The sequence below is a fragment of the Streptomyces zaomyceticus genome (assembly GCF_014656215.1).
In the GTDB taxonomy this organism is placed as follows: Bacteria; Actinomycetota; Actinomycetes; order Streptomycetales; family Streptomycetaceae; genus Streptomyces; species Streptomyces zaomyceticus.
Genome location: NZ_BNBZ01000021.1, coordinates 12,599 through 28,423, shown reverse-complemented (window position 1 = coordinate 28,423; position 15,825 = coordinate 12,599). Strand labels below are relative to the sequence as shown.

At 72.3% G+C, this 15,825-nt stretch carries 12 protein-coding genes; 7 read left to right on the top strand and 5 right to left on the bottom strand.

Annotated elements, in window-relative coordinates; translation table 11 throughout:
• Positions 1 to 244 precede the first annotated feature (244 nt).
• Positions 245 to 1,576 carry a glycoside hydrolase family 18 protein gene (locus IE311_RS24800; RefSeq protein WP_189834009.1) on the bottom strand — a complete coding sequence of 444 codons (1,332 nt, stop codon included), beginning with the start codon at positions 1,574 to 1,576 and terminating at the stop codon, positions 245 to 247.
• 246 nt (positions 1,577 to 1,822) lie between these two features.
• Here IE311_RS24800 and IE311_RS24795 point away from each other — a divergent pair, with 246 nt between their 5' ends.
• The 6 genes from IE311_RS24795 to IE311_RS24770 all read left to right on the top strand — a co-directional run bounded on the left by IE311_RS24795 (position 1,823) and on the right by IE311_RS24770 (position 8,868).
• The gene (locus IE311_RS24795) at positions 1,823 to 2,575 is read left to right on the top strand and encodes a GntR family transcriptional regulator (RefSeq protein WP_189834008.1); all 753 of its coding nucleotides are present in this window, start codon (positions 1,823 to 1,825) and stop codon (positions 2,573 to 2,575) included.
• Positions 2,576 to 2,983: 408 nt separating this feature from the next.
• Entirely contained in the window at positions 2,984 to 4,744 is a 1,761-nt protein-coding gene (locus tag IE311_RS24790; protein WP_189834007.1) for a purine-cytosine permease family protein, read from the top strand.
• 155 nt (positions 4,745 to 4,899) lie between these two features.
• Positions 4,900 to 5,079 carry an SPOR domain-containing protein gene (locus tag IE311_RS24785; RefSeq protein WP_189834006.1) on the top strand — a complete coding sequence of 60 codons (180 nt, stop codon included), beginning with the start codon at positions 4,900 to 4,902 and terminating at the stop codon, positions 5,077 to 5,079.
• A 40-nt stretch (positions 5,080 to 5,119) separates the two neighbouring features.
• On the top strand, positions 5,120 to 5,587 hold the full coding sequence (locus IE311_RS24780; protein ID WP_229902136.1) for a (deoxy)nucleoside triphosphate pyrophosphohydrolase: 468 nt from the start codon (positions 5,120 to 5,122) through the stop codon (positions 5,585 to 5,587).
• Positions 5,588 to 5,730: 143 nt separating this feature from the next.
• Complete coding sequence (locus tag IE311_RS24775) at positions 5,731 to 6,153, top strand: ATP-binding protein (RefSeq protein ID WP_189834005.1); 423 nt, start codon at positions 5,731 to 5,733, stop codon at positions 6,151 to 6,153.
• A 144-nt stretch (positions 6,154 to 6,297) separates the two neighbouring features.
• Entirely contained in the window at positions 6,298 to 8,868 is a 2,571-nt protein-coding gene (locus IE311_RS24770) for a SpoIIE family protein phosphatase (protein WP_189834004.1), read from the top strand.
• A gap of 146 nt (positions 8,869 to 9,014) precedes the next feature.
• Here the strand turns inward: IE311_RS24770 and IE311_RS24765 are convergent, their stop codons facing one another.
• Both IE311_RS24765 and IE311_RS24760 read right to left on the bottom strand, forming a co-directional pair.
• Positions 9,015 to 9,722, bottom strand: a complete 708-nt coding sequence (locus tag IE311_RS24765) for a PspA/IM30 family protein (protein ID WP_189834003.1) — start codon at positions 9,720 to 9,722, stop codon at positions 9,015 to 9,017.
• Between the two features lie 53 nt (positions 9,723 to 9,775).
• A complete protein-coding gene (locus IE311_RS24760) occupies positions 9,776 to 11,908 on the bottom strand; it encodes a TPM domain-containing protein (RefSeq protein ID WP_189834002.1) in 2,133 nt (710 codons plus the stop codon).
• A gap of 181 nt (positions 11,909 to 12,089) precedes the next feature.
• Here IE311_RS24760 and IE311_RS24755 point away from each other — a divergent pair, with 181 nt between their 5' ends.
• On the top strand, positions 12,090 to 13,088 hold the full coding sequence (locus IE311_RS24755) for a glycoside hydrolase family 18 protein (protein ID WP_189834100.1): 999 nt from the start codon (positions 12,090 to 12,092) through the stop codon (positions 13,086 to 13,088).
• Positions 13,089 to 13,149: 61 nt separating this feature from the next.
• On the opposite strand, the gene IE311_RS24750 is transcribed toward IE311_RS24755, so the two are convergent.
• Both IE311_RS24750 and IE311_RS24745 read right to left on the bottom strand, forming a co-directional pair.
• Positions 13,150 to 13,932, bottom strand: coding sequence for a succinate dehydrogenase/fumarate reductase iron-sulfur subunit (locus tag IE311_RS24750; RefSeq protein ID WP_189834001.1), 783 nt, complete (start codon positions 13,930 to 13,932; stop codon positions 13,150 to 13,152).
• Positions 13,929 to 15,824, bottom strand: a complete 1,896-nt coding sequence (locus tag IE311_RS24745) for a fumarate reductase/succinate dehydrogenase flavoprotein subunit (RefSeq protein ID WP_189834000.1) — start codon at positions 15,822 to 15,824, stop codon at positions 13,929 to 13,931. The genes IE311_RS24750 and IE311_RS24745 overlap by 4 nt, the downstream gene beginning before the upstream one ends.
• Position 15,825: the final 1 nt, after the last annotated feature.

Below are 15,825 nucleotides of genomic sequence, written 5' to 3'. Positions count from 1 at the left end.
CGGGGCCGGGTCTCCCTCGGGAGGCCCGGCCCCGTCGTGTGCGGACCGTGCGGTGGGACAGGAGACGGCGGCCCGTGACCGACCGCCGCTCCCGGCCCACCACGATCGGCGGGACCGGTCCGCGGTTCGGGGGCCCCGGCCGCCGAGCGGGCGGCCGGGGCGGGGGTGCCGACGCCGGGGTACCGACGAGCCGGGGGTACCGGCACCGGGGTACCTGCGCCGGGGTGCCCCGGCGCCGGGGGCGTCAGCGCCGGGACAGGCCCCGGTCGATGGCGGTGATCAGCTCGCCGTCCGGGGTGTCACCGTCGAGCGACCAGACCATCGCGCCGCCGAGACCGTTCTGCCGGACGTAGGAGGCCTTGGTGCGCAGCACCGTCGGGTCGTCGTACGTCCACAGGGTGGTGCCGTCGAAGAGCCACGCGTGGCCGTTGCGGTATCCCCGGTACAGCTTGTACGTCCCCGAGTTCGCCAGCTCCTTGAGGAACTTGTAGTCCTCGGAACCGGCCGCCCAGGTGGCGGGGGCGGGAGCGGCGGCCGGCTGGCCGAGTCCGTCGCCGCCGCCGGTGACGCCGGTCCAGCCCTGGCCGTAGAACGGCATGCCGACCACGAGCTTGTGGGCGGGGGCTCCGCGCCGCAGCCAGGCGTCGACGGTCTGGTCGACACTGAAGTCGTTCTTGGCGAAGAGCGCGGACTGCTGGGCGGTGGTCTTCTCGCCGGAGACGTGGAAGTCGTAGCCCTGGAGGTTCACGAAGTCGAAGTCCCGCATGATCTTCGGGACTTCGAAGCCCGCGTCGATTTTGGCCGGGGCGGTGGGCACGTACGCGCTGAGGTCGTAGTGCTTGCGCTTCTTCAGGGAGCGCCCGTAGGTGTCGAGCTGGGTGCGGAACTCCCGTACCAGCTTGGTGAAGTTGGGCTTGTCCTCGGGGCGGATCCCGTTCCCGGGGTTGCCCTCCGAGCCCGGCCACTCCCAGTCCAGGTCGACGCCGTCGAAGATCCCCGCGGCGGCTCCGGCGCCACCCCGGGCTCCGTCGACGGGCAGGTTGCCCTTGATGTACGTGTCGATGCAGGAGGCGACCAGGGTCTTGCGTCCGGCGTCGGTGCGCACCGCGTCCGAGAAGTGCGCCGAGCCGCTCCAGCCGCCCAGCGAGATCATGACCTTGAGGCCGGGGTTCTTCGCCTTGAGCTCGCGCAGCTCGTTGAAGTTTCCGGCGAGCCGCTGGTCGGCGGTGTCACCGACTCCGTCCACCGAGGTGGCCGCGTCGACGGGGCGCACGTAGTCGGCCCAGGGGTCGGAGCCGGGCGCGTTGCCCATGAGGCACTTGCCGTCCGAACCGACCACGCCGAAGGCGTAGTTGATGTGGGTCAGCTTGGCGGCGGTGCCGCTCGTCTCCAGGTCCTTGACCTGGAAGTTCCGTCCGTAGATGCCCCATTGGGTGAAGTAGCCGATGCGCTTCAGCTCGGGCTTGTGCCCGGAGGGCTGGTGCGCGTCGGCGGTGGGGGCCAGGGTGGCGAGGAGACCGAGAGTGGCCGCGGCGGCCGCACCGAAGGTCAGCTTGGTCATGGCTCTGGGACGCATGGGCTCGTTCCTGTGCGAGGCGGGATGGAGCGTGCGGAGGGAGCGTGCAGCAGGAACGTATTGGTCTGTACCAATGGGGGTCAAGGGGTTCGACGCGATCTCGCCACCGCCTACTCGGGGTGACCATGGGTAGCAAGAGGTGTGATCTCGGTGTCATCACTTCGAGTGAAACTTTGGCCCATGCTTGCGGATGGCGACCGAGGGTTGCCAGGCTGTAGCTGTCAGTCAAGCTGAGGGGAGTGTCCAGTGACGTTCGGTGAGCAGCCCGCCTATCTGCGCGTGGCGAGCGATCTGCGGGAGAAGATCGCGAACGGCTCGCTTCCGCCGCATACCCGTCTCCCCTCGCAGGCACGCATCCGCGAGGAGTACGGGGTGTCGGACACCGTCGCGCTGGAGGCCCGCAAGGTACTCATGGCCGAGGGACTCGTGGAGGGGCGCTCCGGCTCGGGCACCTATGTGCGGGAGCGCCCGGTGCCGCGCCGCATCGCACGCTCCGGCTATCGCCCGGCGGCCGGCGCCAGCCCCTTCCGGCAGGAACAGGCCGCCGAAGGGGCCCGTGGCACCTGGGAGTCGGGCAGCGAGCAGGAGGACGCGAGCGGGGAGGTGGCCGAGCGGCTCGGCATCGAGCCGGGGGAGCGGGTCATGCGCACGCGGTACGTGTACCGGGACGGGGGCGAGCCCATGATGGTCGCCACCTCGTGGGAGCCGCTCGCCGTCACCGGCCGGACGCCGGTCATGCTGCCCGAGGAGGGCCCGCTGGGCGGCTGCGGTGTCGTCGAGCGGATGGCGGCCATCGACGTCGTCGTGGACAACGTGGTGGAGGAGGTCGGGGCCCGGCCGGGCCTCGCCGAGGAACTCCTGGCGCTCGGCGGGGTGCCGGGGCACGTGGTGATGGTCGTGGAGCGGACGTACTACGCCTCGGGCCGGGCCGTCGAGACGGCGGACGTCGTGGTCCCGGCCGACCGCTACCGCCTCTCGTACCACCTGCCGGTGCGCTGAGACCTCGTCGGCGGGGGCGCCGACCATGTGGGGACGCCGGCCGTGCGGGGGCTTCGGTCGTGCGGAGGCGTCGGCCGTGCGCGTGGCCGCTCGGGGAGGCCCGGGTGGTGGCGCCCGCGTGGCGCGGGTCGCGTGGTGGGGGCGCGCCGAAGGCCGTGCGCGTGGCCGCGTCCGGATGCGTGGCGCGTCCGTGTGCGTGGGGGTGTGCGCGGAGGGGTGCCGGCGTCCGCGGTGGTGCGCGGGGTCGTGACCGTTCAGCGGATCCCGCCGTCCGTGCGGCGTGACCGCGAGTTAACGGGGCGTCAACTCGCTTAACCGCCCGGCAACGGCGCGCCGACGCCCCCCGTCACGCCGGGCTCCTACCTTCCTCGTCCGTACCCGCGAACCGGTCGGACGACAGGAACCCTCATGACGGACACGGTCACCACCCCCGCCCCGGAGCCGGGAGGGAGCCCCGCACCGGCGCTCGAAGCGCCGCCGGAACTCGCGCCGCCACCCGGCGGCCCCCGCCGCAGTTACGCCAAGCTGGCCGCCGACGAGAGCCGCGAGGACTACTCGCTCCGCTACGCCCCGCACTCCTTCCGCCGTTGGTCGCCCGCGACGGTGGCCGGGACCGCCCTCGGCGGCATCGCCTACCTCGCCGACTTCGCGATCGGTGCCTCGATCGTCTTCACCTACGGCTTCGGCAGTGGACTCGCCTCGATTCTCACCGCCGCCACGCTCATCTTCCTCACCGGCATCCCCATCGCCCGGGCCTGTGCGGAGTACGGCCTGGACATGGATCTGATCACCCGCGGCGCCGGCTTCGGCTACTTCGGCTCCACCCTCACCTCGCTCATCTACGCCTCCTTCACCTTCATCTTCTTCGCCCTCGAAGGCTCGATCATGGCCCAGGCCATGCATCAGGCCGTCGGCCTGCCGGTCGAGATCGGGTATCTGATCACGACCCTGATCGTCATCCCGATCGTCTTCCGCGGCATGGGCGCCCTCGCCAAGGTGCAGGCCTGGACCCAGCCGATCTGGCTCATCGGCATGGTGCTGCCCTTCGTCGTCCTGGCCTTCGAAGCGCCCGACGCCTGGGGCGCCTTCGCCTCCTTCGGCGGAACGGAGGGTGCCGGAGCCGGCTTCTCGTGGATCGGCTTCGGTCTCGGCACCGGTGTCGCGCTCTCCCTGATCGCCCAGATCGGCGAACAGGCCGACTATCTGCGCTTCATGCCCGCGAAGACGGAGGCCACCAGGCGCCGGTGGAACCTCGCCGTCCTCGCCGCCGGGCCCGGCTGGGTCGTCATCGGCGCGGCCAAGCAACTCGGCGGCGCTTTCCTCGCCTTCGTCGCCCTGGAGGCCGTCGGCAGGACCCACGCCCTGGAGCCGATCGCCCCGCAGATCGAGGCGCTCAAGCCCTGGCTCGGCACCTTCGCCCTGCCCGCCGCCGCGCTCATCGTGATCGTCTCCCAGATCAAGATCAACGTCACCAACGCCTACAGCGGCTCACTGTCCTGGTCGAACTTCTTCTCCCGCGTCACCCACCGCCACCCCGGGCGCGTCTGGTACATCTTCCTCAACCTCGCCATCGCGCTGACGCTGATGGAGATGAACATGTTCGCGGCCCTGAACAAGCTGCTCGGGTTCTACTCCAACGTCGGCATCGCCTGGATCACCGCCGTCGCCGTCGACCTCGTCGTCAACAAGCGGGCCGGCTGGAGTCCCCCGTACATCGAGTTCAAGCGCGCCTATCTGTATGCCGTGAACCCCGCGGGCTTCGGCGCGATGGTCATCGCCTCCCTCGTCTCGATCCTCGCCTTCTTCGGTGTCTTCGGTGCGTACGCCCAGGCCTTCTCCACCTTCATCGCCGCCGGTCTCGCCCTCGTCCTCTGCCCGCTGCTCGCCTGGGCGACCCGGGGCCGCTACTACCTGGCCCGCCCCAACACGGTGAACGGCCCCGCGGCGGGTGCCGTCGACGAGCGGGCGACCCACCTCTGCGCGGAGTGCGAGACGGCCTACGAGCTTCCCGACATCGCCGACTGCCCGGTGCGCTCCGGCCCTGTCTGCTCCCTCTGCTGCTCGCTCGACGCCACGTGCGGGGACGTCTGCCGCAAGGACCCGAAGGGCGCGGGCGGGCCGGTCCTGATGCCCGTGCCGACCGTCCCGGGGGCCGCCCCGGGGGCGTGACCTTCGGCCTCGCTCCGTCGGTTCCCGGCCGATCCGTATCTCTTTGTGTAATTCCGTATCCGCTGTGTGAAGGTCAGGCGTAAGCTCCGGCATATGCGGATTGCGGTTTCCCGGAGATCCTTGGTGGCGCCCGGACCGGCGGAGGGAGAAGCCTGATGACCGACAGCGGCCCCGACCTCGCCTGGCTCGTCATTCGGCAGGACGACAACGGCAACCGCTACCGGGTGGGGCGGTACGCGACGAAGGACGAAGCACAGCGGATCGCGGACAGCCTCGACGACCGCGGCCACAAGCAGCTCTACTGGGTCGAGCGCATCGGCAGCCCCGCCCTCTGACCCCGGCGGGTGCCGGCCGGGCCGGGCTACGCTCGCGCCCATGACCGAACCTCCCACCCGGCCCGCCCCACTCCACCCCGCCACGCCCCGCGATCCCGTCGTGGTCGTCGTCGCGGGCGCGCTGTACGACCGGGGGCGGCTGCTGGCCGCGCGCCGCAGCGCCCCCGTCGAGCTCGCCGGCCGCTGGGAACTGCCCGGCGGCAAGCTCGAACCGGGCGAGAGTCCCGAGGAAGCCCTGATCCGCGAGCTGCGGGAGGAACTGGGCGTCGAGGTCGAACCGGGTGAGCGCATCCCCGGCGAATGGCCGCTGAAGCCCGGATACGTCCTCCGGGTGTGGACCGCCCGGCTGCTCTCCGGCGAACCCCGCCCGCTGGAGGACCATGACGCGCTGCGCTGGCTCTCCCGGTCCGAGCTCGACTCGGTCGACTGGCTCGACCAGGACCGCCCCGCCGTCGCCGAGGCCGCGCGGAGACTCCCGGCGGCGCCCGATGGCGGAGCGCACGGCTGAGTCTCTACGCCGTTCGTGCCACCGTGCGCCCGCTGCTGCGCCCAGCGCGATATCTCGCCCCAAATATCGGGTATGTCCTGATTGACCCGTTGAATGAGGACGTGGGCCTTCCTGCTGACGCACGGCTGGGGAAGTGATCGGGTGTGATCGACACCGACGGCGACCGCGCCGAGTGGAACTTCCCGGCGGAGGCGAACGCCGTGCGCACGGCCCGGCACGCCGTGCGCGAAACCCTGAGGGCGTGGGAGCTCGACTCCGCCCTCGGTGATGTGACCGTCCTGCTGGTCAGCGAGCTGGTGACCAACTCCCTGCGGTACGCCTCCGGGCCGATCGGGGTCCGCCTGGTCCGCCCCCGGCCCGACGGGGCCGACCCCGCCCACCCGCCCGCGCTGCTCGTGGAGGTTTCCGATCCGCTTCCGGATCCGCCGACCGAGCGCGCCCCCGGACCCGAGGACGAAGGGGGCCGTGGACTCGGGCTCGTGGCCTGTTCCGCACGCCGCTGGGGGACCCGAAAGGGCAGGACGGGCAAAACCGTATGGTTCGAGCTGGCTCTCCCTGGTGAGTAAACAGAGTGGGACAACGATCACCGGTACTCGGCGCGGGACGACCGAGACCACCCTGTGATCGTGAACGTCGTGCCGTCGGGGCCTGCCGTATTGAATACTGCGGGCATGGCCGGTCCGGTGCGGTGAGCTGGAGGGGACGGTCGCGTGAGCGAGATACCTGAGCAGGCGAGTGGCGGCGTCGTGTGGCAGAGCAGCCCGCCCGGCTCCATCTACGACTACATCCGGGTGGCGTCCTTCTCCATCGGGCCCGACGGACTCGTCGAACAGTGGAGCCGACGGGCCGTGGACCTTTTCGGGGTCACTGCCGAGGAGGCCAGGGGCAAGGACCCCGTCGAGGCCTTCATGCCCGCCGACCTGCGCGAGCGCGGTCATCGACGGGTCCGGGAGATCCTCGACGGCAAGGAGTGGACAGGCCTCGTCCCCTTCCGGATTCCCGGCGAGGAACGGCCCCACGGCATCGCCGAGATGTACGTCATGCCGAGCGAGACCCAGTCCGGGGAACGGGCCGCGCTGTGCATCGTCGTCGATGTGCGCGCCCTGCGCCGCATCGAGACCGACCTCGCCGCCTCCCAGGCGATATTCGGCCAATCCCCCTTCGGTTTTCTCCTCTTCGGCACCGACCTCACCGTGAAGCGGGCCAACCGGCGCTTCGCCACCGTCTTCGGCGGCTCCGCCGACGACCACCGAGGCCGGACCGTCCACGACTACCTCAACCGGCCCGAGGCCGACCGGATGACCGCCGCCCTCCGGGGCGTCCTGGAGACCGGGGAGTCCGTCACCGACTTCGAGATCGTCGGCGCCGCGCCCGGTGCCCGGGACCGACGCCACTGGTCCATCAACCTCTACCGGGTGCACAGCGGCTCCGGCCGCCCGATCGGCGTCGCCGGCCTCGGCATCGATGTGACCCGCCGCCACAACGCGGCCAGGGAAGCCGCCAGCGCCCGCCGCAACCTCGCCCTCCTCAACGAGGCCGGCGCTCGCATCGGCAACTCCCTCGACCTGGAGGCCACCGCCCGCGAGCTGCTCGCCGTCGCCGTCCCCGGCTTCTGCGACCTGGCCTCCGTCGACCTCTACCAGGGCCTGCTGACCGGCGACGAGGCACCGCCCGGCCGTTGGGGGAGCTCCCACGACGTCGGCTACGGGGCCGGCAGCGCCGAACTCCGCAGGGTCGCCGTCGCCAGCGCCGTCTCCGACACCCCCCTCAGAACCGACGAGGGGCACCGGCAGGACGGCGGCTGTTGCGGACCCGAACCGATCGAGGTCGGTGCCGTCCACCGCTACCCCTTCAACTCGCCCTGCGCGGGAGCCCTGCGCACCGGCCGACTCCGGACCGTGCCCGGCGTCGACGGCGACCTCGTCCAGACCACCCTGGTGGTCCCGATGGTCGCCCACGACACCGTCGTCGGCCTCGTCCAGTTCTCCCGCACCAAGGGCAGCGAGTCCTTCGGGGAGCGCGACCGGGCCCTCGCCGTCGAACTCGCCGCCCGCGCCGCCGTCTGCATCGACAACGCCCGTCTCTACCGCCGCGAGCACGAGCGGGCCCTGATCCTCCAGCGCAGCCTGCTCCCGCCCGGCGACCCCGAGGCGGCCGGCCTCGACATCGCCTGCCGCTACCTCCCCGGCACCGCCGCCACCGAGGTCGGAGGCGACTGGTTCGACGTCATCGAACTCCCCGGCCACCGCACCGCCCTCGTCATCGGGGACGTCATGGGCCGGGGCCTGCGCGCCGCCGTCGCCATGGGCGAACTGCGCACCGCCGTCCGCACCCTCGCCCAGCTCGATCTGGAGCCGGCCGAGGTCCTCTCCCATCTCGACGAGATCGCCCGCGGCCTCGGCGCCCCCATCGGAGCCCAGCAGTCCCGCGGCCACAAGTCCCGGGGCCCGGAACTCTCCGAGGTCTACCTCGCGACCTGCGTCTACGCCGTCTACGACCCGGTCACCCGGCGCTGCACCTTCGCCAACGCCGGTCACCTCCCACCGGTGCTCGTCGAACCCGGCGAGGAGGCCCTGCTGCTCGACGTACCTCCCGGGATGCCGCTCGGAGTCGGCGGCGAACCCTTCGAGGAGGTCGAGGTCGAACTGCCGGAGGGCGCCCTCCTCGCCCTCTACACCGACGGGCTCGTCGAGTCCCGCGACCACCCCCTCGACGAGGGCCTGAGCGCCTTCCGGCGCGCCCTCACCGATCCGGCGCGCCCGCTGGAGGACGTCTGCGACCGGGTCCTCAACAGCCTGGAGACCGGGCACGGCGAGGACGACATCGCCCTCCTCATGGCCAGGATCCAGGGACTGCCCGGCGAGGCGGTCGGCGACTGGCAGCTGCCCAGGGAACCCCGATCGGTCGGCCGGGCCCGGGAGCTCGCCCGCGCCCAGCTCAAGGCCTGGGACCTCGAACCGCTCGTCGACACCGTCGAACTCCTCGTCAGCGAACTCGTCACCAACGCCCTGCGCTACGGCGAGGGGGAGATCCGGCTGCGACTGCTCCGCGACCGCACCCTCGTCTGCGAGGTCTGGGACGCCGGCCTGGTCCAGCCGCGCCGGCGCCGCGCCAAGGACACCGACGAGGGCGGCCGAGGCCTCCAGCTGGTCGGTCTGCTCAGCTCCTCCTGGGGCTCGCGCCGGACCCCGCGGGGCAAGACCGTCTGGTTCGAACTGGCCCTGCCCGACGGAGAGGGGACGGCGGAACCCACGGTGGAACAGCTCCTCAGCATGTTCTGACCGCCGCCGCACCCAGCCGGCCGCACGGCACAGCCACACCGGGCCGCCCACGCGCCGCGACACCGGGCCGAGCCACGCCCGGTCCCCGAGCCACGCCCGGTCCGCATGCCGCGCCCGGGCCGGGTGGCCGTCGGCCGGGCGGCGGGTCAGCGCTTGAGCGCCGCCAGCCGGGCCTCGACCTCGGCGCTGTCGCCCAGCCCGTCCAGCTCCTCGAACTGCGCGTCCAGGGAAGAGGCGGCGAGCTCCTGCTTGCCCATCGCCCGCGCCTCCTCCCGGCGCACCTTCTCCTCGAAGCGGTTCAGTTCGCTGGTCGGGTCGAGCACGTCGATGCTCTTCACCGCGTCCATCATCGTGTGCTGCGCCTCGGCCGACTTGGCGCGCGCCACCAGCTCGTCCCGCTTGGCCCGCAACTCGCCGAGCTTGGCTTTCATCTGGTCGAGGCCCGTCCTGAGCTTCGACACCACCTCGCTCTGCGCGGCGATCGTCGGCTCCGCCGTCCTCGCCTCCTTCTCCGACTGGAGCTGGCGGCCGAGCGCCACCTTCGCCAGATTGTCGAAGCGGTCCGCCTCGTCCGTCCGCCCGCCGCCGCGCAGTTCGTCGGCCTTGCGGCTGGCGGCGAGCGCCTTGCCGCCCCACTCCTTCGCCGCCGCCACGTCCTCCTGGTGGTCCTGCTCCATCAGCCGGAGGTTCCCGATGGTCGTGGCCACCGCCTCCTCCGCCTCCGCGATGTTGTTCGCGTAGTCGCGGATCAGCTGGTCCAGCATCTTCTGCGGATCCTCCGCCTGGTCCAGCAGAGCGTTGATGTTGGCCTTCGCCAGCTGGGTGACCCGGCCGAGGATGGTCTGCTTGCTCATGGCTCTTCTCCTTGAGAGGGACAGAAACGGGGAGGACACCGGTCGCGCCGTCCTCAGAAACGGCCTCCGCCGCCACGCCGGCCGCGTGTGCCGCTGCCGCCGAAGCTGCCGGGCCCGCCGCCGAAACCTCCGCCCCCGAACCCCCCGCCCGAACCGCCCCCGAACCCCCCACCCGTACCGCCACCGAACCCCCCATGTCCGCCTCCCCTTCCCCCGCCGAACAGTCCGCCGAGGATGATGCCGCCGAGCACCGCACCGCCGAGCCCGCCGCCTCCTCCTCCGCCCACCCCTGATACACCGCCCAGGCCGTTCGGGTTCCCATACGTCCTGACGTCCTGCTCGGCGAGGTCCTGGGCGCGCCGGGCCAGGGCGTCCGCCTGCTGGGCCTCCGCGAGGGCGGCCCCGGGGTCCTCCGCCTCGGCGAGCGAACGCGCCTTCTCCCAGCGGCGGTGGGCCTCGGCCAGGCGGGTACGGGCCTCACTGCCCACCGCGCCCCGGTGCGTGGTGATGTAGTCCGAGGCCGCTCCGATCGCCGAGCGGGCCGTCAGCATCGCCTGATCGAGGAGCGCGCGGGCGCGCCGACTGCCCGACTCACGCTCCCGCGCGCCCTCGAGTGCCTCGTCGAGCGCCGTGTCGGCCTGCTCGACGCGGCGAAGGGCGTCCAGGGGGTCGTACCGTCCGGAGTCCACGAGCCGCCGCACCTCCGCGACCACCGACTCGGCACGGGCGATCCGGCCCCGGAGGTCGGCCGTGGACACGCCCTCGGCGGTCCCCTGCAACAGGCCACGGGCGTCCGCGAGGTCCGCGTCCGTCTCCGAGAGCGCGCCCGGCAGCTTGCCGACCGCCTCGGCGAGTTCCTGCGCCCGCCGGTCGACGGCCTCGATCAGCCGCGCCGCCTGGTCCACCGCGCCCTCGGCCGCGCGGATGTGGACGGCGGCCCCGCCGTTGTCGCCGGCGTCGATCCGCCGGCGGGCCTGGTCGACATGGGAGGTGGCGAACACGAGCCGGTCCCTGGCCTGCTCGACGTCGCCCGCGACGGGGGCGGCGGCCGTCTCGGCGTACCGCTCGCGCATCGCGGTGAGCGCGGCCTCGGCCATGCCCATCCGCCCGGTCTGCTCGCGGGAGGCGGCCTCGACCGTGTCGAGCGCCTCGGGCGCGGTCCGCTCCAGGGCGCGCAGCCGGTCGAAGTCCTCGCTCTCGGCGTCGAGGCGCGCGTTCGCCTCCGCGCAGCGGCGCAGGATCTCGTCGAGCATGGCACGGCGGGCCGAGTCGTCCTCGGGGAAGGAGTCGTCGAGTTTCTGCCGCAGCCGGAAGGAGGCGGTCAGCTGCTCCTCGGCGAAGGCGACCGCCTCGGTGAAGGGGCGTACGGCCTCCTCGCCGAACTGGGCGGACGCGAAGCCGAGTTCCTCCTGGCTGGTGCGGACGGCGTCGTCGGTGGCGACGAGGGTCTGCCGGGCCTGCCCGTCGAGCTCTTCGAGGGTCGGTGCCGGGGGTTCCCTGGGGGTGCCCCAGCCCTGGCCGCCGCCGGGCGTGGTGCGGGTCTCGGTCCGCCGGCGCCGCTTGGTGTAGGCGTAGGCGGCCACGGCGGCGGCGCCGCCGACCAGGACCACGGGGAGGACCAGATCGGTCGCGGAGGTGCCGTCGTCGGCCGCGCCGCCGGGGTCGGCGGGCCCGGGGGTGATGGCCGGGGTGGGGACGGGCCGGCCGGCGAGGACGGCGGAGTAGCCGTCGGCGGCGCCGATCGCGGCCCCCGCCCAGTCGTTCTGTCGCAGCGCCGGTTCGACGGCGGTCCGCGCCACCTCGTCGAGCTGGTCCGCGGTGAGGCGCGAGTCCGGGTCGGCGGAGTAGCCGTACCGGCGGTCGTGGGTGGCGACGGCGAGCAGCAGGTCGTCGAGTCCGAGGCCGTTGCGCTCGGCCGTCGCGTCGGCCCAGGCCTGCCCGGTGCGGCCGGAGAAGTCCCGTACGTAGACGACGAAGAGCTGGATCCGTCGCTCGTCGTAGAGCCGGTCGAGGGCTTCGGCCACGGAGGTGCGGCGGTCGCCGAGGGCGTCCACCCGGTCGGTGATCTGGCCGTCCCGGGACAGGACGACGGGGTCGTCGGCGTGGGCACCGTGAACGGCGGGCACGAGGAGCCACCACGCCGCCACCAGTACCGCGAGAAGGGCTCGGGTGGCTATTCGCGTCACAAAGGGGAGGCTATGTCCGGGTATGTCGCTCCGCGACCGGACGGCCGGGCGACCCGGGCCGTACGGAAACCATTCTGCACAGCCTGGCGTCACTGTCGGTAGCCACCGCTACCGTGTGAAGCGGTGGGACCAGTGACACGACGGCTCTTGGGGGGCTCCGGTGAGTGGACGACTGAGGAGAATGTGGCGGCGGGGGCGCTGGTTGGTGCTCGGTCTCGTCCTCCTCCTCGTGGTGCCCCCGCTGTTCGGTGCGCTCGCCCTGCGCGTCAGCTACGCGGGCGATGTCAGGGAGGACGCGCGGACCCGGAGCAAGGACGCCATCTGGCTCGGGCACGCCTGGGTCGACGGGCGGAAGAAGGACGCCGACCTCGCCGCGTTCGCCGCCCGGATCAAGGGCACGGGCATACGCGACCTGTACGTCCACGCGGGACCCCTGGAGCACGACGGCACCCTGCCCGCCGCCCGGTACCCGCGCGCGAAGTGGCTCATCGACGCGGTGCACCGCACGATGCCCGGGATACGGGTGCAGGCCTGGCTCGGGGACGTCCTGGTCACCGAGGGCACCGACGGGCTGCGGCTGGACAGGGCCGAGTCCCGGGCGGCCGTCGTCACCTCGGCCCGGCAGATCCTGAACGTCGGTTTCGACGGGGTCCACTTCGACCTGGAACCGCTGCTCTCCGACGACGCCGACTACCTCTCCCTCCTCGACGACCTCCGGGAGCTGACCCGGGTGCGGAGGGCTCAGCTCTCCATCGCCGCCCACCAGATCGACCCGCTGCCGGGCGCGCACTCGGTGAACGGCGCGCTCAGCGGCAGGGAGAAGTGGTGGTCGCAGGAGTTCTTCGGGCAGGTCGCCCGGCGGGTCGACCAGATCGCCGTCATGTCGTACGACACCTGGATGCCGCTGGAGAGCCTGTACGGCGGGTACGTCGCCCAGCAGACCAGCCTGGCCCTCGAAGTGACCCCCGAGTCGACCGACCTGCTGATGGGACTCCCCTTCTTCCACGAGGACGACCTCGGCCACCACGAGAACGCCGAGACCGTCGAGGCCGCCGTCCGGGGCGTCAGACTCGGGCTCGGGCGCACCGACCCGGACCGTGAACGGTTCGGCGTCGCGCTGTACGTCGACTTCGCCGCGGAGGAGGGCGACTGGGCGGCCTACCGCGCGGGCTGGCACTGAGCGGCGGGGACACGCCCGCGTGCGGCCGGAGACCGGGCCGACGGCCCGCGGGCGGGAACGGCTACGGAGCTCGTCGGTTCCGCCGCCGTCCGATCGTGTTGCCCAGCCACACCAGCGGGTCGTACTTCCGGTCCACGACCCGCTCCTTCAGCGGGATCAGGGCGTTGTCGGTGATGTGGATGGACTCCGGGCACACCTCCGTACAGCACTTCGTGATGTTGCAGTAGCCGAGTCCGTGCTCCTCCTGGGCCGTTCGCCGGCGGTCGAGCCCGGCCTCCTCCGCCGCGTCCAGCGGGTGCATGTCGAGCTCCGCGACCCGCATGAGGAAGCGGGGCCCGGCGAAGGCCTCCTTGTTCTCCTCGTGGTCGCGCACCACATGGCAGGTGTCCTGGCACAGGAAGCACTCGATGCACTTCCTGAACTCCTGCGAGCGCTCCACGTCCTCCTGCCGCATCCGGTACTCACCGGGTCCGACCCCGGCGGGCGGCACGAACGCCGGGATCTCCCGGGCCTTCGCGTAGTTGAAGGAGGCGTCGGTGACCAGGTCGCGCACGACGGGGAAGGCGCGCATCGGGGTCACGGTGATCACCTCGTCCCGGGCGAAGACCGACATCCGGGTCATGCAGAGCAGCCGCGGCCGGCCGTTGATCTCCGCCGAGCAGGAACCGCACTTGCCCGCCTTGCAGTTCCACCGCACCGCCAGGTCCGGCGTCTGGGTGGCCTGGAGGCGGTGCAGCACGTCGAGGACGACCTCCCCGTCGTGCACCTCCACGGTGTAGTCGGTCAGCTCACCGCCGCCGGCGTCCCCCCGCCACACGCGGAACCGCGCGTCGTACGTACTCATGCGCCACGCCCCCCTTCCAGCTCGTCCTCGGCCAGGTACTTGGCCAGCTCCTCCCGCTCGAACAGCGCGAGCAGATCGGGCCGGACGGGCTCCGTACGCGTCCGTTCGAGCGCGATGCCGTCGCCGTCCAGGTGACAGCGCAGGTTCACCGGGCGCCAGGAGCGGTCCATCGCCGGGTAGTCCTCGCGGGTGTGGCCGCCCCGGGACTCGGTGCGCTCCAGGGCGGCGCGGGCCACGCACTCGCCGACGAGCAGCATGTTGCGCAGGTCGAGGGCCAGGTGCCAGCCGGGGTTGAACTGCCGGTGGCCCTCGACCGAGACGTGCCGGGCCCGCGCCCGCAGGGCGGCGATCCGTTCCAGGGCCTCGGCCATCTCGCCCTCCCGCCGGATGATCCCGACGAGGTCGTTCATGGTCTGCTGGAGCTCCTGGTGCAGGGTGTACGGATTCTCCGGGGCGTGCCCGTCGGGGGAGCCGAACGGGGCGAGTGCCTCCGCCGCCGCGGCATCGACCTGGGCCGCCACCACTCCGCCGCCGGCGCCCGAGAGCGCGTACTGCGCGGCGTGGAGTCCGGCGCGCCGGCCGAAGACCAGCAGGTCGGAGAGGGAGTTCCCGCCGAGCCGGTTGGAGCCGTGCATGCCGCCGGCCACCTCGCCGGCCGCGAAGAGCCCCGGCACGCCCACGGTCGCGGCGGTCTCCGAGTCGACGGCTACCCCGCCCATCACGTAGTGGCAGGTCGGCCCGACCTCCATCGCCTCCGCCGTGATGTCGACATCCGCCAGTTCCTTGAACTGGTGGTACATCGAGGGCAGCCGGCGCTTGATCGTCTCGGCGGGCATCCGGGTCGACACGTCCAGGAACACCCCGCCGTGCGGGGAGCCGCGCCCCGCCTTCACCTCGGAGTTGATGGCCCGGGCCACCTCGTCGCGCGGCAGCAGCTCGGGCGGGCGCCGGTTGTGGTCGGGGTCCTCGTACCAGCGGTCGCCCTCCTCCTCCGTCTCCGCGTACTTCTCCTTGAAGACATCGGGGACGTAGTCGAACATGAAGCGCCGGCCCTCGGAGTTCCGGAGAACGCCGCCGTCTCCGCGTACGGACTCGGTGACGAGGATGCCCTTGACCGACGGCGGCCAGACCATGCCGGTCGGATGGAACTGCACGAACTCCATGTGCACCAGCGGCGCCCCGGCGAGCAGGGCGAGCGCGTGCCCGTCGCCCGTGTACTCCCAGGAGTTCGAGGTCACCTTGAAGGACTTGCCGATGCCGCCGGTGGCGAGGACGACCGAGGGCGCCTCCAGGACGAGGAAGCGTCCGCTCTCCCGCTCGTAGCAGAAGACCCCGGAGACCCGGCCGTCCCCGTCCTTGAGGATCCGGGTGACGGTGAACTCCTGGAAGACCTTCAGACGTGCCTCGTGGTCGCCCGTTTCGCGATGGTCCTCCTGCTGGAGCCCGACGGACCTCTGCTGGAGGGTGCGGAGCAGTTCGAGGCCGGTGCGGTCGCCGACGTGCGCGAGCCGCGGGTACTCGTGACCGCCGAAGTTGCGCTGCGAGATCCGGCCGTCGGGGGTGCGGTCGAAGAGCGCGCCCCAGGTCTCCAGCTCCCAGACCCGCTCGGGGGCCTCCTGGGCGTGCAGTTCGGCCATCCGCCACTGGTTGAGGAACTTCCCGCCGCGCATGGTGTCGCGGAAGTGGGTCTTCCAGTCGTCCTGCGGGTGGACGTTGGCCATGGAGGCGGCGATGCCGCCCTCCGCCATCACGGTGTGCGCCTTGCCGAAGAGGGACTTGCAGACGACCGCCGTGCGGGCGCCCGCGCGGCGTGCCTCGATCGCGGCCCGCAGGCCGGCGCCGCCCGCGCCGACCACGATCACGTCCCACTGCTCTCGCTCGACGTGCGTCATC

Bases quoted from the DNA above. Each gene is read 5' to 3' on its own strand.
- IE311_RS24790 (WP_189834007.1), top strand. From the start codon at position 2,984: ATGACGGACACGGTCACCACCCCCGCCCCGGAGCCGGGAGGGAGCCCC.
- IE311_RS24745 (WP_189834000.1), bottom strand. From the start codon at position 15,824: ATGACGCACGTCGAGCGAGAGCAGTGGGACGTGATCGTGGTCGGCGCG.
- IE311_RS24755 (WP_189834100.1), top strand. From the start codon at position 12,090: ATGTGGCGGCGGGGGCGCTGGTTGGTGCTCGGTCTCGTCCTCCTCCTC.
- IE311_RS24765 (WP_189834003.1), bottom strand. From the start codon at position 9,722: ATGAGCAAGCAGACCATCCTCGGCCGGGTCACCCAGCTGGCGAAGGCC.
- IE311_RS24750 (WP_189834001.1), bottom strand. From the start codon at position 13,932: ATGAGTACGTACGACGCGCGGTTCCGCGTGTGGCGGGGGGACGCCGGC.
- IE311_RS24780 (WP_229902136.1), top strand. From the start codon at position 5,120: ATGACCGAACCTCCCACCCGGCCCGCCCCACTCCACCCCGCCACGCCC.
- IE311_RS24785 (WP_189834006.1), top strand. From the start codon at position 4,900: ATGACCGACAGCGGCCCCGACCTCGCCTGGCTCGTCATTCGGCAGGAC.
- IE311_RS24800 (WP_189834009.1), bottom strand. From the start codon at position 1,576: ATGCGTCCCAGAGCCATGACCAAGCTGACCTTCGGTGCGGCCGCCGCG.